At 38.6% G+C, this 23,706-nt stretch carries 19 protein-coding genes and 1 riboswitch; of the genes, 17 read left to right on the top strand and 2 right to left on the bottom strand.

Annotated features, from left to right (window positions below):
• The first annotated feature begins 219 nt into the window (after nt 1–219).
• Both MKY45_RS13610 and MKY45_RS13605 read left to right on the top strand, forming a co-directional pair.
• Entirely contained in the window at nt 220–1,428 is a 1,209-nt protein-coding gene (locus tag MKY45_RS13610; protein WP_042534532.1) for an NAD(P)/FAD-dependent oxidoreductase, read from the top strand.
• A gap of 306 nt (nt 1,429–1,734) precedes the next feature.
• A complete protein-coding gene (locus MKY45_RS13605; protein ID WP_052485086.1) occupies nt 1,735–2,613 on the top strand; it encodes a VanW family protein in 879 nt (292 codons plus the stop codon).
• Between the two features lie 59 nt (nt 2,614–2,672).
• Here MKY45_RS13605 and MKY45_RS13600 read toward each other — a convergent pair whose 3' ends face one another.
• A complete protein-coding gene (locus tag MKY45_RS13600; RefSeq protein ID WP_042534528.1) occupies nt 2,673–3,206 on the bottom strand; it encodes a YceI family protein in 534 nt (177 codons plus the stop codon).
• A 216-nt stretch (nt 3,207–3,422) separates the two neighbouring features.
• Here MKY45_RS13600 and MKY45_RS13595 point away from each other — a divergent pair, with 216 nt between their 5' ends.
• The 9 genes from MKY45_RS13595 (at nt 3,423) to MKY45_RS13555 (ending at nt 14,614) form a co-directional block, all read left to right on the top strand.
• Nucleotides 3,423–3,641, top strand: a complete 219-nt coding sequence (locus tag MKY45_RS13595; RefSeq protein WP_042534526.1) for a phage holin — start codon at nt 3,423–3,425, stop codon at nt 3,639–3,641.
• A 140-nt stretch (nt 3,642–3,781) separates the two neighbouring features.
• Entirely contained in the window at nt 3,782–5,575 is a 1,794-nt protein-coding gene (locus MKY45_RS13590) for a M3 family oligoendopeptidase (RefSeq protein WP_341173017.1), read from the top strand.
• Between the two features lie 64 nt (nt 5,576–5,639).
• Nucleotides 5,640–5,744, top strand: a riboswitch (TPP riboswitch).
• Between the two features lie 142 nt (nt 5,745–5,886).
• Nucleotides 5,887–6,453, top strand: coding sequence for an energy-coupled thiamine transporter ThiT (gene thiT / locus MKY45_RS13585; protein WP_374705718.1), 567 nt, complete (start codon nt 5,887–5,889; stop codon nt 6,451–6,453).
• 263 nt (nt 6,454–6,716) lie between these two features.
• Nucleotides 6,717–7,409: a response regulator transcription factor gene (locus MKY45_RS13580; protein WP_042534520.1), complete on the top strand. Its 693-nt coding sequence runs from the start codon at nt 6,717–6,719 to the stop codon at nt 7,407–7,409.
• Nucleotides 7,410–8,774: a two-component system histidine kinase PnpS gene (gene pnpS / locus MKY45_RS13575; RefSeq protein WP_042534518.1), complete on the top strand. Its 1,365-nt coding sequence runs from the start codon at nt 7,410–7,412 to the stop codon at nt 8,772–8,774.
• A 421-nt stretch (nt 8,775–9,195) separates the two neighbouring features.
• On the top strand, nt 9,196–11,832 hold the full coding sequence (gene polA, locus MKY45_RS13570) for a DNA polymerase I (protein ID WP_042534516.1): 2,637 nt from the start codon (nt 9,196–9,198) through the stop codon (nt 11,830–11,832).
• Between the two features lie 12 nt (nt 11,833–11,844).
• Nucleotides 11,845–12,690: a DNA-formamidopyrimidine glycosylase gene (gene mutM, locus MKY45_RS13565; protein WP_341173016.1), complete on the top strand. Its 846-nt coding sequence runs from the start codon at nt 11,845–11,847 to the stop codon at nt 12,688–12,690.
• Entirely contained in the window at nt 12,687–13,289 is a 603-nt protein-coding gene (gene coaE, locus MKY45_RS13560) for a dephospho-CoA kinase (protein ID WP_042534512.1), read from the top strand. The genes mutM and coaE overlap by 4 nt, the downstream gene beginning before the upstream one ends.
• Nucleotides 13,290–13,582: 293 nt before the next feature.
• Nucleotides 13,583–14,614 (top strand): glyceraldehyde-3-phosphate dehydrogenase, encoded by a 1,032-nt coding sequence (locus MKY45_RS13555; RefSeq protein WP_193064821.1) that lies wholly within the window; start codon nt 13,583–13,585, stop codon nt 14,612–14,614.
• 112 nt (nt 14,615–14,726) lie between these two features.
• Here the strand turns inward: MKY45_RS13555 and MKY45_RS13550 are convergent, their stop codons facing one another.
• On the bottom strand, nt 14,727–16,415 hold the full coding sequence (locus MKY45_RS13550) for a methyl-accepting chemotaxis protein (RefSeq protein ID WP_256704773.1): 1,689 nt from the start codon (nt 16,413–16,415) through the stop codon (nt 14,727–14,729).
• A 379-nt stretch (nt 16,416–16,794) separates the two neighbouring features.
• Here MKY45_RS13550 and MKY45_RS13545 point away from each other — a divergent pair, with 379 nt between their 5' ends.
• From MKY45_RS13545 to thrS, 6 genes are all read left to right on the top strand, one after another.
• Nucleotides 16,795–17,178: a hypothetical protein gene (locus tag MKY45_RS13545; protein WP_042534508.1), complete on the top strand. Its 384-nt coding sequence runs from the start codon at nt 16,795–16,797 to the stop codon at nt 17,176–17,178.
• A 20-nt stretch (nt 17,179–17,198) separates the two neighbouring features.
• Nucleotides 17,199–17,672 carry a transcriptional regulator NrdR gene (gene nrdR, locus MKY45_RS13540; RefSeq protein ID WP_042534507.1) on the top strand — a complete coding sequence of 158 codons (474 nt, stop codon included), beginning with the start codon at nt 17,199–17,201 and terminating at the stop codon, nt 17,670–17,672.
• 18 nt (nt 17,673–17,690) lie between these two features.
• Nucleotides 17,691–19,022 (top strand): replication initiation and membrane attachment family protein, encoded by a 1,332-nt coding sequence (locus tag MKY45_RS13535; RefSeq protein ID WP_042534505.1) that lies wholly within the window; start codon nt 17,691–17,693, stop codon nt 19,020–19,022.
• A gap of 21 nt (nt 19,023–19,043) precedes the next feature.
• Nucleotides 19,044–19,973, top strand: coding sequence for a primosomal protein DnaI (gene dnaI, locus MKY45_RS13530; RefSeq protein ID WP_042534503.1), 930 nt, complete (start codon nt 19,044–19,046; stop codon nt 19,971–19,973).
• A gap of 485 nt (nt 19,974–20,458) precedes the next feature.
• Entirely contained in the window at nt 20,459–21,298 is an 840-nt protein-coding gene (ytxC, locus tag MKY45_RS13525; RefSeq protein ID WP_042534502.1) for a sporulation protein YtxC, read from the top strand.
• A 352-nt stretch (nt 21,299–21,650) separates the two neighbouring features.
• Nucleotides 21,651–23,585, top strand: coding sequence for a threonine--tRNA ligase (gene thrS / locus MKY45_RS13520; RefSeq protein ID WP_042534500.1), 1,935 nt, complete (start codon nt 21,651–21,653; stop codon nt 23,583–23,585).
• Nucleotides 23,586–23,706: the final 121 nt, after the last annotated feature.

Here is a 23,706-nt window from a genome sequence, read left to right as displayed (position 1 = left end):
ATATTAAAATCTCAACTTTCGCACCTATTAATAAGCATATATATCATGCGGGTTCTTTGATAAAACAAGTTTCGCTAAGTTTTCTAAAGAAATTATAATGAAAATTAGCCTAATCCCGCAAAATTTGATATTATAATAGATGCAGTGACTATTAAACGTGATAGTTCGAAATTACATTACATTTTATTTGTGGAAGATAGAAAGGATGGAAGATGAATTATGAGTAAACCAAAAGTAGTCGTTCTTGGTGCAGGCTATGCTGGATTAGTTGCAACAAGACGTTTAACTCAACAGCTGTCTCCTGAAGAAGCTGAGATTGTGTTAATCAACAAACATAATTACCATTATGAAAGTACATGGTTACATGAAGTAGCAGCGGGTACGATTACCCCGAATCAGGCACGTTTTATGCTAACAGATGTAGTTAACCCTAAGCGTGTACGTTTAATTTACGATACCGTTACGGAAGTGAAGCGTGAGGAAAAACGCGTTGTTCTTGAAAACAGCGAAGTGGCTTATGACTATCTTGTATTTGCACTTGGATTTGTATCCAACTCATTTGGCATTCCGGGTATGGAAGAGAATGCTTATGCAATCACAGATATTGATTCCAGCCGATTAATTGCAGAGCACATTGAATATCAGTTTGCTCAGTATTCTTCAAGCGAAGAAAAACGTGACGAGCAGCTTACCATCGTTGTCGGCGGCGGCGGATTCACAGGGATTGAATTTGTTGGTGAGCTTGCAGACAAAGTACCTGAGCTATGTAAAAAATACGATATCGATCGCAGCAAAGCAAAAATTATTAACGTAGAGGCAATGCCATCTATTTTACCTATGTTTGATGAAGATTTAGTTTCTTACGGAAAACAGTCCTTAGAAAATCGTGGCGTAGAATTCCGTATTGGTACTGCCATCAAAGAATGTACAGAAGACGGATTTGTTGTCGGCGAAGATAACGAATTAATCAAAGCTGGTACAGTTGTATGGACAGGCGGCGTAATGGGTAACCCGGTATTGGCTGAATCCGGATTTGAATTATTCAAAGGAAAAGTAAATGTTGGATTAGATTTACGTCCAGAAGGAGAAGAAAATATCTTTATCCTTGGAGACTGCTCATGGACAATGGATCCGGAAACTGGAAAACCATTCCCTCCAACTGGTCAGCTGGCTGTACAAGAAGGCGCGAAAGCAGCAGATAACATTGTTGCATTGATTCGTGATGAAGTGATTACTGACTTTGTTTTCTCTAACAAAGGAACAGTTGCATCTCTTGGCTTATCTGATGGTATCGGAAACGTGCTTGATGGTAAAAAACTAAGCGGTAAAGCAGCGGCAGCAATGAAAAAAGTTGTTGATGACCGTTCTCTATTCTTAGTCGGCGGTGCTAAAACATTACTTAAAAAAGGTAAATTCCGTCCATTCTAATAACCAAATAACATTCGAATTGAAGTTGTATTTGATAAATTACTCCACAGGAGGTAAGCGATATGAAGAATTTATTATGTTACGTTCTACTTGCTCTGACAGCCCTGGTAGGCTACCGTGTTGCAAGTGAATATTTAGAAGACAACAGGGACTTTAGATAAGCTTTTAAAAATTGCCGGGATAATCTCCCGGCAATTTTTTTGCTTTTTAACAAGGAATACTCTCCACCGCGTAACAGTAAATCCTAGCTTATTCACTGTATAGAAATAAAGCATCCCAAACATACTAAGTCTTAAGGGGTGTGTCATGATGCGAACGATTGTACTTTTATTGCTATTTTTATTTCTTATATTTCCTCATACAACGAATGCTGCTGTTATGGAACTTTATGATGAACAGGATGATTCTTGGCTTATCGATTTAAAGCCGTATATATTTGAAATGGATGAAGCGTTATTGGATTGGAATGAGATTCAAGGGTTAACAAAATATATGCAGGAGCAGGTCTATAAAAAACCGGAAAATGCTTATATAGATAAAAATGGAGAAATTATCAAAGAAAAACAAGGATTTACCCTGGACGTAAACCAATTTCATACTCTGATTAACGAAGCTTATTATGGCGGGGCAGGGAAAAACCGGCTACAAGTACCAAAACAAATGATTCCGGCACGCGTGAATGAAGACCTTTTAAAAGAATTAAAGGAGAAAGAGTTAAATCGTTTTACGACAAGGTTTAAAAAAGGGAATACTGAAAGAACACGCAATATTGAATTGGCTGCAGATGCAATCAATAATACAGTGATCTTTCCCGGTGAGCATTTTTCCTTTAATGAAATCGTGGGAGAGCGGACAAGAGAAAGAGGTTACCTGCCGGCTCCGGTAATCGTAAAAGGGGAGTTTAGTGAAGATATTGGCGGAGGGATTTGCCAGGTATCCTCAACATTATTTAATGCGGTGGATCTGCAAGGCATTGAAATAACCGAACGCTATGCACACAGCAGAGAGGTCCCTTATGTTCCGAAGGGCAGAGATGCTACAGTGAGCTGGTGGGGGCCGGATTTTGCGTTCCGTAATAAATATAACCGTCCGGTGCTGATTCAAGCAAGGGCTGAAGAAGGAGTGATGACGGTCGCTGTTTATACGAGTCGCGATGCTTCTCTTTTTCAGGCAAAAAACCCCTGATTTTACTGCTCAGCGTAAAATCAGGGGCTTGCTGTTTTATGATGGAAAGGCTAGTGATATTATTCAGCCTTTTGTAATTCTAATTCAAAGTTGATTTTTACTTCTTCTCCTACCAGAACTCCGCCAGTTTCGAGAGAAGCATTCCATGTTAAACCGAATTCTTTACGGTTGATGCTTGTTGAACCGCTGAAGCCTGCAACAATGCTTCCGCTCATTGGATCTTTACTTTGACCTTCAAAAACAACATCCAAAGTGACCGGTTTAGTTGTTCCTTTTAATGTTAAATCACCAGTTACTTCGTAGTTATTCCCAGATTTTTTGATATCTGTTGCAACGAAAGTGATTTTAGGGTAATTTTCTGCGTCAAAGAAATCAGCAGAACGAAGGTGGTCGTCACGGTCTTTGTTACGAGTGTTGATGCTTTCCACATCAATGTTTAATTCAATTTCTGCATCGGTTAAATCTTCTGCATCTGCAACGATTTTTGCATCAAAATTATCGAAGGTTCCTTTTGCTTTTGAAATCATCATATGCTTTACAGAAAATCCTACTTCACTATGCGCTGTGTCTAAATTCCAGTTTACTTTTGCCATTTACGATTCCTCCTAAATAATTAGTTACTTACTTTCTGTTACAAAGTGTAAAATAATAAATAAAGAAAGTCAAGTATCTTTAATTAAAAATATTTTAAATGCATATATGTATGATACCCAAGTAAATAGATAATGAAACTTCTAAAGGTTTCTGCCGTTCCTAAAACCTTGTTTTTGCAATAATAATATATAGGGTTGTATAAGGAGGGGGAGAAAGTGGACAAAGGTACTATGATTAGTATAATAGCCGTGATTATCGCAGCAACAAATCAAATTTTTGTGCTATTAGATAAGTCACCGATGCTTATCGATAGTACCCTGATAGAACAACTATTATCTGCTATATTCACCATTGCGGCGGTTTTAAATGCTTGGATAAGGCGGAAAAAAGCGGCTAAGGAGAAACAAAAAAAGAAGTCTTCTAAAAAGAAATAAGATAGCTGTTTAAAAATAGATGGGAAATAAATGCCTGTAATAGAATAAATTTTCTTTACAGGCTTTTTTTTAATGCTTTGTTTTAACAATTTCGTTATACTAAATATTAGATAATAGAATAAAAAAAGGGAGAGAAGCTGATGACTCAAAAATTACAACCAACATGGGATCTAGATGTTATTTTTCCAGGGCAAAGCGATTCTGAAGCGCTTCGTCAATTTGTAAATGAGCTAAGTGAAGAAATTGAGACTGTCACCGAAAGCGTAAATAATCTTGAAGCAAACGGATTTGGAGAAGATTGGGAGCATGTTTTAAAACAAATCGAGCTTATTACAAAAAAATTACGTGAGATGGGAGCGTTTATCAGCTGTTTAAGTGCACAGGATGTAACGGATAAACAGGCAGATATCTATGTTGCCAAAAGAGCGCAGATAGCGGCTGCGCACAGTGCGTTAACAAAAATAGTCGACCAGAAGCTGGGAGCAGTGACTGAAGCGAATTGGGACCTCTTGCTGGAAAGGGAAGCGATAAAGCCGCTTCAATTTATTTTAACAGAAAGAAGAGAGCGGGCACGTGAACAATTATCTAAAAATGAAGAAATTTTAATCGGGGATTTAGCAATAGATGGGTACCATGCATGGAACCAAATGTATGAAACAATAGTCGGCAATATGAAAATTGATATAGAAGAGGACGGAAAAGTTCAACAATACTCTGTTGGGCAGGCTGCTAATAAGCTGTCGACACCTGACCGTGAGCAGAGAGAATATGTTTACCGGCGAATAAGTGATGCCTGGAAAGCGAATGAGGACTTATTTGGGCAGACATTAAATCACCTGGCTGGATTTCGCCTGCAGACCTATAAACATTATGGATGGGACAAAGTCTTAAAAGAGCCGTTAGCAAAAAATCGAATGAAGGAAGAAACATTAAATACAATGTGGGGAGCAATTGAAAAGCATAAATCCCTATTTGCAGACTACTTACATCAAAAGGCTTCTCTGTTAAATTTGGATAAATTAAGCATTTTCGATGTGAATGCTCCGATTCAATCAAAAATGGAAAAGAAAAGTTATGATGAAGGAGCTGCTTTTATTGTAGAGCAATTCCGCGGCTTCAGTCCCCAAATGGCGGATTTCGCACAAATGGCGTTTGAAAAACGCTGGATTGAAGCGGAAGATCGTGCAGGAAAACGTCCGGGGGGCTTCTGTACAAGCTTTCCGCTCAGTGAACAAACTCGTATTTTTATGACGTACTCTGGAACACCTTCTAATATAGCTACCCTGGCTCATGAGTTGGGACATGGCTATCACCAGTATGTGATGAACGATATGAACGGTTTGAATCAAGGCTATGCAATGAATGTTGCGGAAACTGCTTCGACCTTTGCAGAAATGATTGTAGCGGATGCATCGGTGAAAATGGCGGCGACAGATGAAGAAAAATTAACGTTGTTAGAGGATAAAGTATCGCGCAGTGTGGCTTTCTTCATGAACATCCATGCACGCTTTTTATTCGAGAAACAATTCTATGAAGAACGGAAGCAAGGTATGGTCAGTACGGAACGGTTAAATGAACTTATGGTGGAAGCACAGAAGGAAGCTTACTGCGGAAGTCTGTCCGAATATGATCCGCATTTCTGGGCTTCCAAGCTGCATTTTCATATTACTGGTGTGCCATTTTATAACTTCCCGTATACATTTGGTTATTTATTCAGCCAGGGAATTTATGCTTATGCAAAGGATTATAAAGGAGATTTTGAAGCAAAATATACTGCTTTATTAAGGGATACCGGCAGAATGACCGTAGAAGAGCTTGCTGAAAAGCATTTGCAAGTAGATTTGTCCAAGCCTGAGTTTTGGGAAAATACCATCGAAATATGTAAACAGGATGTGCAGGAATTTTTGGAATTAGCGAAGAAAGTTGAAAAATAACAGGGGCTATTGCGGTTTTTTAGAAAGTGATTTATACTAAGCCTATACAAAAAAGTGAATATAAAAAGCCTGCAAGGGGAGCCTTTGGCTGAGAGTGGACATTTTCTATGTTCTGACCCTTTGAACCTGTCAGTTAGCGCTGGCGTAGGGATTGTGGACTTTTTGATGGATATAAAAGCAATGTGTGAGTGGAGTTTAAGGTATTCTCTTAAAATGTATTTTTAAAGAATACCGCCATCAAGAAGACTCCCTTGGCATTGCTTTTTTGTTGTCTAAAAAAAGATTGTTCGATGTAAATGGGGGAGAGACGATTGAAGAATAAAACATTATTTTTAGTAGAAGTAGCTATTTTTACGGCACTTGCATTACTGCTGGACATTTTACCGTTAGGATTTAAGCTTTGGCCGCAAGGAGGCTCCGTTTCTTTTGCAATGATTCCTGTCTTCATTGTAGCCTTTCGCTGGGGTCTGAAAGGAGGTTTGTTGTCCGGTTTCCTTTGGGGAATATTACAGGTGGCAACTGGTACAGCTTATATCCTGCATCCCGTACAGGGAATCATTGAGTATGGATTAGCTTTTACGGTAGTAGGGCTTGCCGGAGTGTTTTCGAAGCAGGTTATCGAAAGCATGAAAAACAAGCGGGTAAAGAAATCCTTTGTCTATATATCCGTAGGTGTATTTCTGGGATCAGCTGCTCGTTTTATTTGTCATTATATTGCCGGAATGGTTTTCTTTGGTTCAGCCGTCGAAGGACAGCCGGCGTGGCTTTATTCATTAATATATAATTCATCCTATATGGTTCCATCCTTTATTTTAAGTCTTGTTATTGTGTTCCTCCTGTTTTATAAACAGCCGAGAACATTAGTTGGAAAAGTATAACAAAAGAAAACTCCCTCACACAAAAACCTGTAGCACATCTTGCTTCAGGTTTTTCTTAAACCATTATTTTTATTTGGATAGTTTTGTTAAGTTTTATTAACATTTACTTATGGAATAGGCGTTGAACGTGAATAATGGTAGAATAAAGAAAATAAAATATATAAAGATACATTCTCACATCTTCATTTAACAAAAAAAGGGAGCTTTAAAAGAAGGAATTTTTGTCTAAGAGAACGTATATATGAATAAGGGGGATTTTCTAAGTGGGAAAACAGATTCTAATTGTGGATGACGAGCAATCGATTGTTACTTTATTAAAATATAATATGGAAAATGCCGGATTCACAACAGAGGTAGCATACGATGGAGAAGAAGCCTATCAAAAAGCTGCTGCAGATAACTATGAGTTAATTATCTTAGATGTAATGCTTCCAAAACTGGATGGAATAGAAGTATGCCGGAAGTTAAGAAAGAATGATATTGATACACCGATATTAATGCTCACCGCAAAAGATGAAGAAATAGACAAAATCCTCGGTCTGGAGCTTGGCGCAGATGACTATCTGACAAAGCCGTTCAGCCCGAAAGAAGTCATTGCCCGTGTGAAAGCAATTATCAGAAGAACACAGCGTCCGCTCGAGAATCATTATCAAGCGCTACGGATAAAGGATTTAACGATTTACCCGGAACGTTATGAAGCAGAAATGAAAGAAGAATTGATTACTTTCACACGAAAAGAGTTTGAACTGTTGTACTATTTGGCTAAACATAAGGGAAAGGTCATCTCCAGAGATCAATTACTCAGCAGTGTGTGGGATTATGATTTTGTTGGAGATACGAGAATTGTAGATGTTCATGTGAGTCATCTGCGGGACAAAATTGAACCTGATTCCAAAAAGCCTGTTTATATTAAAACAGTCCGCGGATTAGGTTATAAATTGGAGGAGCCGGTTTAAATGCAAATATTATTTTCGAAACCCTTGTTTCCTAATATACTAGGTATCACGATTGTCCTGGTTTTATCGGGCTGGTTAATGGTACAAGCTCAAGGAAACTGGATATTTATCGCAGCAATTATTTTAGTGGAATTTTTAGTGATTTCCATTATATTTATGCAATTCTACAATAAATACACAAGACCGCTTAATAAAGCTTCAAAAACAGTAAATGAAATGATTAAAGGAAATTATTCTGCCCGTTTTAATAACAGTAATAGTGAAGAAATGGAGCAGTTAAGCAAAAATATCAATAAATTAGCACGAAATATGAATGAAATTACGATTCAGGAACAAATGCATGCCGAGCAATTAACTTCTATTATTGATAATATGAAAAACGGGCTTGCGCTGATTGATGAAAAAGGATACGTTCATCTGGTGAATCGAGGGTTTACGGAAATGTTTCAAGGAAAAGAGAAACAATACCGCGGTCATCTATATTATGAAGTATTTGAAAACGAGGCAATGCACGACGTTGTCCAAAAAACATTTCTGTATGAAGAGCCTGTCAAAGAACAATTTAAAAATAAGCGCGGTCTGACTAAAAACTATATGGAAGTGATTGCAGCTCCTATTTTTAATGAGCATAATATGATTAAGGGTGCTGTCCTGGTTATATATGATATTACGGAATTAAAGCGTTTAGAAAAAATGCGCAAAGATTTTGTTGCCAATGTTTCTCACGAGCTGCGTACACCAATAACTTCTATCCGGGGATTTGCGGAAACGCTAAAGGAAAAACAGCATGATGAAAAAGCAGCAGAAGAATTTATTGATATTATTTTTAAGGAAAGCCATCGATTACAGTTGCTTATAGAGGATCTGCTCGAGCTTTCCCGTTTAGAAAGAGAAGATTTTCAACTTCAAAAAGCAGATTTTAATGTCAAACAGATGATTGATGCGGTTTTGCCGTCTTTAGAACAAAAAGCAGAGAAAAAAGAGTTGCATTTTACGACATCTATTCCAGCTGATATTCATATGTATGCAGATGCAGAAAAATTGAAACAGGTTATTATCAACCTTGCAGACAATGCAATTAATTATACGTCATCAGACGGAAGCGTTAGTCTAAACGTCTCTGAAAAGAATAATCGAGTGTTGTTTTCAATCGAAGATACAGGAATCGGGATTGAAAAAAAGGCTATCCCAAGAGTATTTGAACGATTTTACAGAATGGATAAGGACAGAAGCCGGAATACTGGAGGAACAGGACTTGGACTTGCAATTGTGAAGCATATTGTAGAGGTTCATCAAGGGGAGATTGTTGTAGAAAGCGAAGTGAATAAAGGAACTGCTATTCACGTTTATATTCCGAAAGATTAAGTCATCACTAGCGTTATAGTGATGGCTTTTTTTCTGCGGGGGGCTTCCCTCCGTGCTTTCCCACGATGGACAGGGCGTCCTAGGGTCGGCCGTTGGTCACAGGACGTGACCGTTCTTAGCCGGCCAGGAGTCTCCATGATTCTCCTTCGCTGATTAGTCTTATTGGTATCTACTTGTATTAAATATAATTTTTATAAAATTCATTAACCTGACCACATTGCTGCTCTTTATCTTCCCACCGAAGACCATTGCGCTTTTGGTTCTGAAAGATATCGATGTCATATAGAGACGAGTTTAACTGGTTATGCGATGTGTACAGATTGGAAAAACTATGTAATAAGAACGTGTGCATTATGAAGTTTTCCCCAAACATGATAAAATGAAGTTACTTAAACAGTTGATAGATAAAGGAGACGGAATTATGACCAAAAAGCTAATTCTAATGGATGGCAACAGTATTATTTATCGTGCTTTTTTTGCTCTGCCATTATTGAATAACGAAAAAGGCGTCTATACGAATGCCGTTTACGGATTTACTACGATGCTGCTCCGTATTTTAGAGGAAGAGAAGCCAACGCATATGCTCGTGGCCTTCGATGCAGGGAAAACAACATTTCGCCATCAAACCTATAAAGAGTATAAAGGAGGACGCCAAAAAACACCTTCAGAGCTTTCTGAACAATTTCCAGTCTTAAAAGAGCTGCTGGATGCTTTTGACATCAGGCATTACCAGTTAGATCAGTATGAAGCAGATGATATCATTGGCACATTATCAAAACAGGCAGATGATAAAGACTGGGAAGTAACCGTTATTTCTGGCGACAAGGATTTACTGCAGCTTGTTTCGGATCACGTGACGGTCAGTGTAACCAAAAAAGGAATCAGTGAAATTGAAAAATATACACCGTCTTATCTTCTTGAGAAAATGCAGGTAACGCCTGAACAGATTACTGATTTAAAAGGACTGATGGGAGACAGTTCAGACAATATCCCGGGAGTGCCGGGTGTCGGTGAAAAAACAGCAACGAAGCTGTTAACACAATTTCATACGTTAGAGAAGGTTTACGAGAATCTGGACGATGTAAGCGGGAAAAAGCTTAAAGAAAATTTAACAAACCACCAAGATGATGCGCTAATGAGTAAAGATTTAGCAACAATCAATCGGGACTCGCCCATCGAGGTTAGTCTGGATGATGTTATTTATGAAGGCTACTCTGCCGCTTCCGTCCGTCAAATGTTTATGGATTTAGGCTTCCAATCTCTGTTGACGCGTCTTGCCGGCTCCGACGAAACGGAAGAAGAGGCGATAGAGCATAAAGAGATTCAATATGACATAGTGGAAGAAATAACGGAAGATCTATTTTCAGAGGAAGATGTACTCGTAATAGAGATGTTGGGTGAAAATTATCATACAGCTCAAATAGAAGGTATTGGCATTGTCAACGCCGATAAAAAAAGCTTCATACCTACTTCGGTTGCGATGGACTCGCCTATTTTCAAAAAATGGGCAGAGGACCCTCAGAAAAAGAAAATTGTATTTGATGCTAAGCGGACAAAAGTTGCCTTATTACGGAACGATATACAAATAGAAGGCATAGTGTTTGATGCGCTGCTTGCTTCTTATTTAATCAATCCTGCTGAAAACAGTCATGATATACCTGCTATTGCAAGCAGAAAAGGAAAATATGACGTATCCTTTGATGAAGAGGTTTATGGAAAAGGCGCAAAACAAAAGGTTCCGGAAGAAGCAATTCTCAGTGAGCATGTGATCCGGAAAACCAATGTACTGCTTGAATTATATCCGGCGATGGAGAAGGAATTAGAGGATAATGAACAGGCGAAATTATTAAAGGAATTAGAAATGCCGCTTGCTTTGATTCTTGCTGAGATGGAGCATCAGGGTGTTTTAGTAGATGTGGACCGGCTGAAAGAAATGGGAGACGATTTAAAAGAAAGGCTCAGCAATTTAGAAAAAGAAGTATATGAATTAGCTGGCAAGGAATTTAATCTGAACTCACCGAAGCAGCTCGGGCCGGTGTTATTTGAAGATTTAGGGCTTCCTGTAATCAAGAAGACGAAGACTGGTTACTCTACGGCAGCAGATGTTTTGGAACAGCTGGCAGATCAGCACGAAATAATTCCTAAATTACTTTTGTACCGTCAGTTAGGGAAGCTGCAATCAACCTATATTGAAGGCTTGCAAAAGGTGGTCCGTAAAGATACGCATAAGATTCATACACGCTTTAATCAGGCTTTAACACAGACAGGCAGATTGAGCTCAGTTGATCCCAATTTGCAAAATATCCCTATCCGTCTGGAGGAAGGCAGAAAGATACGGCAGGCGTTCGTCCCATCTCGAGAAGGCTGGAAAATGTTTGCTGCTGATTATTCGCAAATCGAATTACGGGTACTTGCCCATATTGCAGGGGATGAGAAATTGATTGCTGCCTTTAAAAATGATTTAGATATTCATACACAGACAGCAATGGATGTATTTCATGTCGAGAGAGACGAAGTCACCTCGGGTATGCGCCGGCAGGCAAAGGCTGTCAACTTTGGGATTGTATATGGAATCAGTGATTATGGACTATCCCAGAACTTAGGGATTACTCGGAAAGAAGCGAAACAATTCATCGAACGGTATTTTAAGAGCTATCCAAGCGTTAAAGAATATATGGATGACATTGTTGTTGAAGCAAAGCAAAAAGGCTATGTATCCACACTGATGAACCGTCGCCGTTACTTGCCTGATATTACGAGCAGGAACTTTAATGTACGCAGTTTTGCGGAAAGAACAGCGATGAATACACCTATTCAGGGAAGTGCAGCGGATGTAATCAAAAAAGCAATGATTGATTTAGACCATCGAATGAAACAAGAAAAACTGCAGGCCAAGCTTTTATTACAGGTCCATGATGAATTGATATTAGAAGCACCGGAAGACGAGATTGAAATCTTAAAGGAAATCGTTCCAGAAATGATGGAAAAAACGGTTGACATTTCTGTTCCGCTCAAGGTCGATTATTCTTATGGAGAAAGCTGGTTTGACGCGAAGTAAGGGGAAGGGAAAATGCCGGAATTACCAGAAGTAGAAACCATTAAAGAGACGTTAAAATTGCTTGTTCAAGGAAAGACGATTGAAAAAGCAGATGTTCTTTGGGCAAATATAATAAAACAGCCGGATGATGCAGAGGTATTCAAGCATCTGCTGGAAGGACAAACCTTTCAACAAATTAAAAGAAAAGGAAAGTTTCTGCTTTTTTATCTAGATGAATATGTTCTTGTATCTCATTTAAGGATGGAAGGCAAATATAGTTTGCATCAGCCGGGAGAAGAGATAGAAAAGCATACGCATGTTGTCTTCCATTTAAAGAATGGAGAGACATTGCGTTATAACGATGTTCGTAAGTTTGGAACCATGCATTTATTGGCCAAAGGGAGTGAATTCACGCAGGCTCCTTTAGCTGCGCTTGGCCCCGAGCCGTTTGAAGAAGCATTTACGACGGATTATTTTTACGAAAAGCTGAAAAAATCCTCCCGGTTTATTAAAACGGCGCTTTTGGACCAAAATCTGGTCACGGGGCTTGGAAATATTTATGTTGACGAGACGTTATTCCGTTCCGGGATCCACCCGTTAACAAAATGCAATGAACTGACAAAAAAAGAAGCGTCTGCTATTCGTTCTGCAGCCATTGAAACTCTTCAAGAAGCTGTGAAAGCTGGTGGTACGACCATCCGAAGCTACGTAGACAGCCAAGGGAATATGGGAATGTTTCAACAGGTTTTATATGTTTACGGTCAAGATAAGAAGCCATGTAAAACCTGCGGAGAAGAAATTATAAAAATGAAGGTTGGCGGACGGGGAACGCATCTATGTCTTCATTGCCAGCCGCAAAAAAAGGTGAATGTTTTATGAGTTTAGTGATTGGATTGACCGGAGGCATTGCCAGCGGGAAAAGCACGGTAGCGAAAATGTTTACAGCATTAGATATCCCGGTAATCGATGCGGATGTGATAGCGAGAGAAGTCGTGGAGCCTGGAGAAGCATCTTATAAAAAGATTATCGAGGTATTTGGCAAAGACATAGTAGGCGCAGATGGGTCGATTGATCGCCCGAAGCTGGGATCTATTATTTTTTCAAATGAAGAAAAAAGAGAACAATTAAACCAAATTGTTCACCCGGCTGTCCGCCAACGGATGCTGGCGAAAAAAGAAACGTACACAGAGCAGGGAGAAAAATGCATTGTGCTGGATATCCCGCTGCTGTTTGAAGGCAAGCTGGCTTCTTTAGCGGATAAAACAGTCGTCGTGTTTGTAGATGAAGCAACACAGTTAGAGCGTTTAATGGAAAGAAATCAGCTTCGTGAACAGGAAGCAATGGACCGGATTAAATCACAGATGCCATTAGCAGAAAAGGCAAAGCTTGCTGATGAAGTAATTGATAATAATCATTCCGTGGAAGAAAGCAAGAAGCAATTATTTGATTTGCTGAAAAAATGGGAAGTAATGGAATAGGTGAGTGAAAAGACACTATCTGAACGGTAAATTACACCGTTCAGATAGTGTCTTTTTATATCAGAAAAAGAAATGCTGAAAATGGTTCTGGAAAAAAGAAGATAAAAAAATCTTTGTCATGGTCAAAATATGTATCCCCCTGTTTAAATGGTCATCCATCTGTTCCTTACAAAGGATATTCAAAAAATGTGTGAAACATTTTAATATTTAATGACACACTTTCTTTTATATGTGTTATACTAATTACAACAAAAGATAAAAAGTATAACATTTTCGGGAGGAAGATAGTGCTTATGGAAAAAACGCGTATTGCAATTACAGGTTTTGGTCGAATTGGTAGAATGGTTTTTCGTCAAGCAATGGAAGAGGAGCATTTAGAAGTTGTTGCCATTAATGCGAGCTATCCTTCAGAAACGCTTGCTCACTTAATTAAATATGATAGTGTCCATGGTCCTTTTAATGGAGAAGTGCAAGCGCTGCCGAATAAATTGATTGTTAACCGGAAGGAAGTTCTTTTGGTGAATTTCAGAGAACCGGAAAAATTACCATGGGAAGACCTTGAAATTGACGTTGTTATCGAAGCAACTGGCAAATTTAACACAAAAGAGGCAGCTGGGCGTCATCTGCAGGCTGGAGCAAAAAAAGTAGTCATCACCGCTCCTGGAAAAGAAGTGGATAAGACAATTGTTATTGGTGTAAATGAAAATGATTACAATCCAGAATTAGATGATGTTATCTCGAATGCATCTTGTACAACCAATTGTTTAGCTCCTGTGGTTAAAGTAATTGATGACCACTTTACGATAAAGAACGGATTAATGACGACTGTTCATGCATATACAAATGATCAAAAGAATATTGATAATCCGCATAAAGATTTACGCCGGGCAAGAAGCTGCACGCAGTCTATCATTCCGACAACGACCGGGGCTGCTAAAGCGCTTGCAGAAGTGCTGCCTCAGACGAAAGGTAAATTACATGGAATGGCATTGCGTGTACCAACACCTAATGTATCATTGGTAGATTTAGTAATTGATATTGAAGAAGATGTTACGATAGAAGAAGTGAATGCTTTATTCAAACAAGCATCAGAAGGAAGTATGCGTGGGATTATTCAATATTCGGATGAACCTCTGGTTTCTATTGATTATACTACAAGCACTTATTCTGCAACCATTGATGGGCTCTCCACGATGGTGATGGATAATAATAAATTAAAGATTATTGCTTGGTATGATAATGAATGGGGCTACTCTAAACGTGTTGTCGATTTAGTCAGCTATGTAGGTTATAGACTGGAACAGAAAGTGCGTTTAACATCATAGAACGATATAAAAGGGAAGCGGGTTTCTATATCAGCTTCCTTTTTCCCGAAAAGAGATTCTTATAACAGCAGAAAAACATCCGCTTGAGCGTTTATGCGGATGTTTTTCTGTCTTATACTTTAAATTTCTGTGTCTCCTCCTGCAATCCTTGAGCAGTTTCACTTAAGGAGGTGGCGACATGGGCAACTTCATTCATCGTTGCAGATTGTTCTTCCATTGAAGCGGCAATCGTGTCAATATTGCCAGACATGACCTGTGATCCGGTTGAAATTTCTGTAACGGAGGCAGAAACTTGTTCTGCGCTTGCTGAAAGCTCCTGTGAGGTTGCTGAAACCTCCTGGATTTCGTGTGTCATTCCTTGGACAGCAGTCACAATCGCTTCAAAAGATGTTCCGGCCTCAGTAATAACCTCTACTCCTTTTTGAACAGCAGGTAAAGCAGTTTGCATGGCTTTCTCCACATTTTCTGTATCATTTTTGATTTCTGTGGTTAACAGACTAATAGAGCTGGCTGATTTTTTGGATTGCTCAGCTAGCTTGCGTACTTCATCTGCTACAACTGAAAAACCTTTTCCTTGTTCACCTGCACGGGCTGCCTCAATCGCTGCATTTAATGCTAATAGATTGGTTTGATCTGTGATATCAGTAATGACCTTCGTAATATTTTCAATTTCTTCGGTTTGTTTTGCCAGTTTCAGCACAAGATCATTGACAGAAGAAGCAGATTCATTTATGTGATTCATTTGCTGCTGAGCGTCCCCGATAACCAATGTTCCATTTTGTGCGGCTTCACTTGTTTCGCTGGAAGAAGCATGAAGTGACTGCGCAGCTTCAGCAATTCGCTGAACACCCTGAGCGGTTTCTCCCATTGCAATGGAGCTTTCATTTGCGGCGTGTGCTGCAGTTTGAGAAGTTTCCGCAGTCTCCGCAGCCTGCTTCGTCACTTCTTCCGTTGTTGCAGATGCTTCTTCAGCGCTTGCTGAAAGCTCTTCGGATGATGCACCCAGCTGTTCCGCATTGTGTTGAATACGCATAATTAAGTCCCGGGTATTATTTTTAGAAGCATTGAAAATTGCAGCCAGCTGACCTAGTTCATCTTTAGATTTAACAGCTATATCCTCTGCAGATAGATCACCATCACCAAATTTCCTTGCAACATCCATGACACTTACTAATGGGGCTGTGATAGAACGGCGAACATAGAACATTAAACCAATACCAATGAGTATACTTGCACCCAGAACAACGAATGAAATAACCTGGGCAGTAACAATGGCAGAGCTTATTTCGCTATCGATATTATCCATTTGTCCAGTTTGATAGATTTCCATTTCTTCAGCTGCATCAAGCATAGCAGTATTGATATCCTGTACAGTTGTATTGACGATTTCTGTCGCCTCTTCGATATTCCCATTTTCCACATCAGCTATAATATCTGGCATTGCCTCATTGAAATCATTATTCGGGGCATTAGCCTGATCCCAATATGATCTCATTTCCTCAGATGCTAAATAGCCTTGTAATTCATCTAAATTGCCGTCAAGGTCTGCAGCGACAGCTATAAGATTCTCTCTATGGATATCTTCCTCCGGTTCTAAAATCATTGAACGGGTATGGAGCGCCTGCATCGCAACATCATAGCGGATATTTTCAATTAATATAAGCTGCTCCAGGCGTGAATCCATTGCCTCCCCTACATCATTTTCAATGTTTTTCAAATTCATGATGCTGCTTCCAACAGAAACAGCCAATAAAACAATTAATACAGTAAAAGATAAATTCAATTTCTTTCCTACACTCATTAAAACATACTCCTTCTTTTTTAAAATGACATCTTTATGGATAATGGCTTTCTTAATTACTTTATCGGTTGTTGTTGAACAATATGTAATAAGTCTTTATGACTATTTCATGAGAATAATACCAAGAAATTTAAACGGGTTTATGTTCTATAAATGTCTTTTTAATGTGCTTATATTAAATCCGCAGTTTACTCTATTTTGGTAAAGTAGTTTAAATGTACAAATCATGTTAAAATAATATATACATATATGTATGTATTTATATGTTTAAAAGAATTGGAAGATACGGTAGAATAAATACGCTGCAATGCTGTTTACAGAGAAAAGAGATGCTTGTAGAATAGTTTTTTATAGCGATAAATATAGGATGTGTATGTTTATGTCAATAGGGTATAAAATGAAACGTTTTTTTAGTAATCATGCAGAAACAAGTGATCATCATATAGATGCAAGCTTAAAAACCAGATATTATAAAGCGAGTAAGAATACTGTTATTCAGGAACTAGAGACGTATTTTAATGGAAGCTCTGACTTTTCGATTCATGCCAGCTCGGAGCAGCATGGGGAGATTAGTGCTGTCAGTAAACGAGGTAAAAAAGTTTTCATTATTGCTACAGTCATTATGGTCCGGCCGTATTATACAGCGCTTGACTTTTCAGTGACTACAGAAACACCTCTCCAGATAGATTTTGGTTACAGTAATAAAATCATAAAAAGAATGTATCAGCATGTGAATGAACAATTACCATTAATAGAAGGGTAAATGAAGAAGGAGTGAACGAAATGCGTTGTTCTAACTGCAATAATAAAAATACGAAAGTGTTAGATTCTCGTCCAATTGAAGAGGGAGCAGCTATACGCAGACGCCGGGAATGTGAGAAGTGCGGATTTCGTTTTACCACTTTTGAACGGATTGAAGAAGTACCACTCATTGTTGTGAAAAAAGATGGCATGCGTCAGGAGTTTTCAAGGGAAAAACTTACCAGAGGGATTATCAGAGCTTGTGAGAAACGCCCTGTGGCGATAGATACGATAGAAAATATTGCTTTAGATGTAGAAAAGAAATTACGGAATGAAGGGAACTCAGAGGTTTCCAGTCATAATGTAGGCGAAATGGTGATGGAAAGACTTGCTGAGGTGGATGAAGTATCTTATGTCAGGTTTGCTTCTGTCTATCGTCAATTTAAGGATATAACTGTTTTCTTGGATGAGTTGAAAGAAATTATCAAGACAGATAAACAAACACAGGAAGAATAAAATAAAGGATGGGTTGAAATGAATGTAATCGGAAAAATCCTTCCTATTGATGGGTACCATGTTGTTATGGATGAACAGCCTTTCATTGATTTTAATGCATCATTGACGCATTTTTATCAGCCGTTGATTGGGGTTCAGGCAATTTCGTTATACTATACATTATTTTATGAGGTAGATTATGCGCAAAAAGCGCAGACACATCATACATTAATGACATATTTGAATTTAACGCTGGATAATATTTACCGTGCACGTATAAAATTGGAAGCTATCGGGTTATTAAAGACCTATAAACGAAGAGAGGACAACAGAGATTATTATACTTATAGTGTGCAGCGTCCTTATTCCCCCAATCAATTTTTTGGAGAACCTATGCTGTCCCAGCTATTATTACATCATATAGGAGAACAGAAATATAATGAGCTTTATGCTCGTTATGTAAAGGACAGCATTGCTTATGGGGAAGAGGTAACAGCTGATTTTAATGAAGTGTTTGATACGATTACACCTTCTTCGTCTGCTGTTCTGAATATGGAAAATGAAAAAGAAAATAGAGAAACGGATTTAATGGATTTTTCATGGATAGAACAGTCGCTTCGTCAGCGGTTTATTCCGGCTGAAAAAGTTTTACATTCTGTAAATAAAAAACTCATTTATCAGATGAAGGTATTATATGATGCAGAAAGTATAGAAATAGAAAAAGCACTTTTATGGGCACTTGATGAAGATAACCAATTGAATCAGGAAGAATTTAAATCTGCTTGCCATGATATGTTTATCTCCCGTAATAATGGACAGGCTATCCGTTTAAACGAAAAAATGGCAGCTGTTGATACACAAGTTTCTATGAAGCAGCCTGCGACAAAAGAAGAGCAGCTGATTCACGAGCTGGAGAACATATCACCAAAGCAGTTATTGGAGGATTTATCTGACGGAAACCATGCTTCGGAGCAGGATATTAAAGTAGTCCGGGAAGTGATGACTAAACAGGGGCTGCCAGCTCCTGTCATGAATGTACTGATTCATTATGTTCTGCTGCAATCCAATATGAAGCTGTCTAAAGCGTATATGGAAACCATTGCGGGCCATTGGTCAAGAGTTGGATTGAAAACAGCAAAAGATGCCATGAACTTTGCTAAACAAGAACAGGAAAAATATAAATCATCCAAAAGTAAACCAAGGAAAAGTAATAATTATAATTATAATAACAACTATAAAAAAGAAGTTGTTCCGGACTGGTTTAATAACCGGAAAAAGACACCATCAAAAAATACAACAGACAGCAATATAAGCGAACAAGAGCAGCAGGAAATTGAAGCTAAGCTGCAAAAATATTTAAATGAAAGCTGAGATGAAAAGGAGGGATAATAGGTGAAACCGATACAATCCGAATTAAAAGCATGGATGGACAAAAATGAGAACTTCAAAACCAATTACACTAGAATAAAAAATGAAATTCTAAGTGATCCCTCTGTTAAAGCATTTTTGCGTGACCATCCGGAACTGACTGACCACGATATTGAAAAGAATTTAATGCGGCTCTATGAATATAAATCACAATCGAAACAATGTGACCGTTGTGCATCTTTCGGAGAGTGCCAGAATTTGATGCAGGGTTACTCTCCGGTATTAAGTATGGATAAAAATGAAATTAGACTGAGCTATGAAAAATGTCATTCACGTATTCAGGTTGAGGAACAGGAAGCACAACAGAAGCTTTTTCAGAGCCTTTATATGCCGAAGGAGATTTTAGAAGCAAAAATGTCAGAAGTGATCCAAGATAAGTCAAGAATTTCAGCTATTGGTGAGATTATCAGCTTTTTAGAAGAAGCAAAAAGCGGGCTGCCGAAAAAAGGATTGTATCTTCATGGATCATTTGGAATTGGAAAAACCTATTTGCTCGGCGCGATAGCAAATGAGCTGAAAAAGAGAAATTACTCTACTACCTTGATTTACATGCCAGAGTTTGTCCGGGAAATAAAAGGTTCCTTTAAAGATGATTCATTTAACGAAAAGATAGATTTCTTTAAGAAAGCGGATGTGTTAATGTTAGATGATATTGGAGCGGAATTGCAATCTGCCTGGTTTCGGGATGAAGTGTTGGGCTCCGTACTGCAATACCGGATGATGGAAGGATTGCCTGTCTTTTTCTCCTCCAATTTTGATTTGAATGAACTGGAGAAAGAATTGGCAAGCACCAGAAACGGTGTGGAAGAAGTGAAAGCCGGCCGGATTATTGAACGGATTAAGCAGGTTAGCAGTGTGGTAAAAATGTCCGGTAAAAATAGAAGAGACGAATAACGATTTGAACACACATGATTCACAATCTGCCTTCATAAAAAAGATTTCCGCTCAGATACGGAAATCTTTTTTTATGAACAGGAAACGTAGGTAAAAAGCTAGAGGGTTTCATGGGGGAGTAAACCTAACAATATTGTCAGGTTAATGAATTTTATTAAATTTGATATAGATAGTAATAAAACCTGTCTAGCGGAGGAAAAACACGTAGACTCCTATGGGAAAGCGTAGTGTTTTTCCGTAGCGGCCGCACTAACCTGACAACATTGGTAATCCTGAACCCCAGAAATATACACCGTTTTCCGCAGCCCCCAAGCTCATTTCCTTTAAAGAAAACTTGCTGACTGGCAGGGTTATCAAACATGGTTTGGTTTCAACTTTTCTTATACTACATGACTTTCATTTGCTAGTCTGACTAGTTTACGCATTTTTATATAACCTTGTCCATATAATTGTAACAGTTTGTAAGTGGATGAGGGTGATATGTATTGTTGGAACTGTATTTTGAATCGGATAAAGAAGTAACGGTTTTTCGTAATCAGTTGACTCCATATAAAAAGCAGATCAGAGTACATCAACAAACAAATGCCTGGAGCAGCAGATTAAGGCTGGAAGGTGATTTAGCAGAGAAGGAGTTCATCCATGTGATAAGCTCCGTGATGGCAGAGGTTTTTATAGAAGAGCATCTTTCTGACATCATTATTGGTAAGATTACCGATAATTATTATTTTTCAGATCCGGATGAAATCAACCGTATTTATGATTTTTCTATGTGGATTTTGTTTGAAACAGATTCAGACAATCAGTATTTGCGAGAACATGTGAATACTATAAAGCTTTTGCAGGATATTTTTTTTCGTCATTTAAAAGAACATAAAAGCATTCATTTTAGTGCAATATTGCATTTTCGGCTTGCTTCCTTTTTAGAATTTGTCCACGAATGTGTCGGGAAAGCAATTGAAGAATTTAAACGGGAAGAGGATCATCAGGCATTTATAGATATGCTCCGTCATTATATCGAGAAAAAAGATCCCTGTGTTGATTTGGTTTATATCGAACAGGGAGAGAATTTTATTTTTTATAATGATAAAGGAGAAGTAATTTCTAAAGATATGCTGCGTATGTGGATGTTTCAAGCACCGTTATATGCATTGGGCCTGCATGAAAATGAATTTAATTTAAGTCCGCTTATTGCCATGTCGCCAGCAAAAATAAAAGTGTATGGAAATGATCCGGACGATCCGAAAATCATGACAATAACAAATATCTTTCAAGAAAGGGTGGAATTTGAAACGGAAGGAACTTCTATCCTGTCTCGCGGAGAATAATCCATTGGACTTGCTTTTCAAACCTGAAAGGAATATAATACGAATAGAGTTTGAAAATAAGCTGCTGAGATGAGGACAACATTATTTCCTGATTACGTACTCAGAGAGGGAAGTCATTTGGCTGCAAGCTTCCTTTCGTGAAGAAATAATTACCGCCTCGGAGCATTGCTGCTGAAACGATTGAAAGTAGGCAGTAACGTCCTATCTGCGTTAAAGATCAATGAAGCTGAGGATAAGAGGATTCGTTTATCTTCAGGAATTTGGGTGGAACCACGGCATAAAACGCTCGTCCCTTTGCATAGCGCAAAGAGATAGAGCGTTTTTTTACATTTGATAAAGGAGTTCGATGAACATGGCTGATTTAACAATTATTTTTCCAGATGGAGCTGAAAAAGCCTTTCCGGAGGGAACAACAGGAGAAGATATTGCTGCTTCTATTTCTTCAGGTTTAAAAAAGCAGGCACTTGCAGTTAAATTGGATGGAGAGCCTGTAGATTTACGCCGTCCTCTTCCAAAGGGCGGAAAAATTGAAATTATTACGTATCGTGACCAAGAAGGCTTGGAAATAGCACGTCACTCTACAGCCCATTTATTAGCGCAAGCTGTAAAACGCTTGTACCCTAATGTGCAATTAGGTGTCGGTCCAGTGATTGAGGAAGGCTTCTACTATGATATTGATATGGAGCATACCTTAACTCCGGAAGACCTTCCGAAAATAGAAAAAGAAATGAAACGGATCGTGGACGAGAACTTAGAAATAACTCGTGTAGAAGTATCTCGTGATGAAGCAAAAGCCCGCTTTGCAGAAATTGGTGATGACTTAAAATTAGAATTGCTGGATGCAATCCCTGAAGATGAAACAGTAACCATATACGAACAAGGGGAGTTCTTTGATTTATGCAGAGGAGTGCATGTTCCTTCTACCAGTAAAATCAAAGCATTTAAATTATTAAGTATTTCTGGCGCTTATTGGCGTGGAGACAGTAATAATAAACAGCTGCAACGTATTTATGGAACCGAATTTGAGAAAAAATCACAATTAGAGGAATATCTGCAAATTTTGGAAGAGCGTAAAGAAAGAGATCATCGGAAGCTTGGGAAAGAGCTTGGTATTTTCACCGTGTCGCAAAAAGTAGGACAGGGTCTGCCATTATGGCTGCCAAAAGGAGCAACTATTCGTCGTAACGTGGAGCGTTATATCGTTGATTTAGAAGAACGCTTAGGTTATGACCATGTGTATACACCTGTTCTTGGTAATGTAGAGTTGTATAAAACAAGCGGACATTGGGACCATTATCAGGAGGATATGTTCCCGACTATGGAAATGGATAATGAAGAGCTTGTATTGCGTCCAATGAACTGTCCGCATCATATGATGGTTTTCAAAAATCAACTATGGAGCTACCGTAACCTGCCTGTCCGTATAGCAGAGTTAGGAACCATGCATCGTCATGAGATGAGCGGGGCGCTTGCCGGTCTGCAGCGTGTCCGTGCAATGACATTAAATGATGCGCATATTTTTGCTCGCCCGGATCAGTTAAAAGAAGAATTTATCCGCGTGGTAGAACTGGTTCAGCGTGTTTACAAAGACTTTGGAATCGATGACTATTATTTCCGTCTTTCCTATCGTGACCCAGAAGATAAGGAAAAATATGTAGATAATGATGCCATGTGGGATAAAGCGCAGGCAATGCTGAAGGAAACCATGGAAGATATGAACTTGGAATATGTAGAAGCAGAAGGAGAAGCTGCTTTCTATGGTCCGAAGCTGGATGTGCAGGTGAAAACAGCATTAGGAAAAGATGAAACATTATCTACAGTGCAATTGGACTTTCACTTGCCAGAACGTTTTGACTTAACGTATATCGGAGAAGACGGAAAAGAACATCGTCCCGTTGTTATTCACCGTGGTGTTGTTTCTACGATGGAACGCTTTGTTGCATTTCTTATTGAAGAGTACAAAGGGGCTTTTCCTACTTGGCTTGCTCCCGTACAAGCAAAAATCATTCCGGTATCTTTGCAGGCGCATCTTGATTTCGCTAAAGAGGTGGAGGATAAATTACGCCAGGAAGGTGTCCGTGTTGAATTAGACAGCCGTGATGAGAAGCTGGGCTATAAAATACGTGAAGCACAGACACAAAAAGTTCCATTTGCCCTTGTTCTGGGAGATAAGGAATTGGAAGCAAACAGTGTGAACTATCGCCGTTACGGTGAACAAGACACAGAAACACTTCCGTTTGATCAATTTGTTGATTTTATCAAGGAAGAAATTAATCAGAAGAAATAAGCAGTAATCATGATTTTTAAAAGGGAAAAGCTATTTTCATATTTAATATGAAAATAGCTTTTTTGTGGAATAAGAAAGTATAAGCGGAGATCGCTTCGGCGAGGACAACGATGTTTTAAAG

Origin of the sequence: Oceanobacillus sp. FSL K6-0251, from assembly GCF_038004725.1 — a bacterium.
In the GTDB taxonomy this organism is placed as follows: Bacteria; Bacillota; Bacilli; order Bacillales; family Amphibacillaceae; genus Oceanobacillus; species Oceanobacillus oncorhynchi.
Note: the sequence above shows the minus strand (reverse complement) of the source record. Positions and strands in the feature narration are given on the sequence as shown.

Bases quoted from the DNA above. Each gene is read 5' to 3' on its own strand.
- MKY45_RS13610 (WP_042534532.1), top strand. From the start codon at position 220: ATGAGTAAACCAAAAGTAGTCGTTCTTGGTGCAGGCTATGCTGGATTA.
- MKY45_RS13605 (WP_052485086.1), top strand. From the start codon at position 1,735: ATGATGCGAACGATTGTACTTTTATTGCTATTTTTATTTCTTATATTT.
- MKY45_RS13600 (WP_042534528.1), bottom strand. From the start codon at position 3,206: ATGGCAAAAGTAAACTGGAATTTAGACACAGCGCATAGTGAAGTAGGA.
- MKY45_RS13590 (WP_341173017.1), top strand. From the start codon at position 3,782: ATGACTCAAAAATTACAACCAACATGGGATCTAGATGTTATTTTTCCA.
- pnpS (WP_042534518.1), top strand. From the start codon at position 7,410: ATGCAAATATTATTTTCGAAACCCTTGTTTCCTAATATACTAGGTATC.
- polA (WP_042534516.1), top strand. From the start codon at position 9,196: ATGACCAAAAAGCTAATTCTAATGGATGGCAACAGTATTATTTATCGT.
- mutM (WP_341173016.1), top strand. From the start codon at position 11,845: ATGCCGGAATTACCAGAAGTAGAAACCATTAAAGAGACGTTAAAATTG.
- coaE (WP_042534512.1), top strand. From the start codon at position 12,687: ATGAGTTTAGTGATTGGATTGACCGGAGGCATTGCCAGCGGGAAAAGC.
- MKY45_RS13555 (WP_193064821.1), top strand. From the start codon at position 13,583: ATGGAAAAAACGCGTATTGCAATTACAGGTTTTGGTCGAATTGGTAGA.
- MKY45_RS13550 (WP_256704773.1), bottom strand. From the start codon at position 16,415: ATGAGTGTAGGAAAGAAATTGAATTTATCTTTTACTGTATTAATTGTT.
- MKY45_RS13545 (WP_042534508.1), top strand. From the start codon at position 16,795: ATGTCAATAGGGTATAAAATGAAACGTTTTTTTAGTAATCATGCAGAA.
- nrdR (WP_042534507.1), top strand. From the start codon at position 17,199: ATGCGTTGTTCTAACTGCAATAATAAAAATACGAAAGTGTTAGATTCT.
- MKY45_RS13535 (WP_042534505.1), top strand. From the start codon at position 17,691: ATGAATGTAATCGGAAAAATCCTTCCTATTGATGGGTACCATGTTGTT.
- thrS (WP_042534500.1), top strand. From the start codon at position 21,651: ATGGCTGATTTAACAATTATTTTTCCAGATGGAGCTGAAAAAGCCTTT.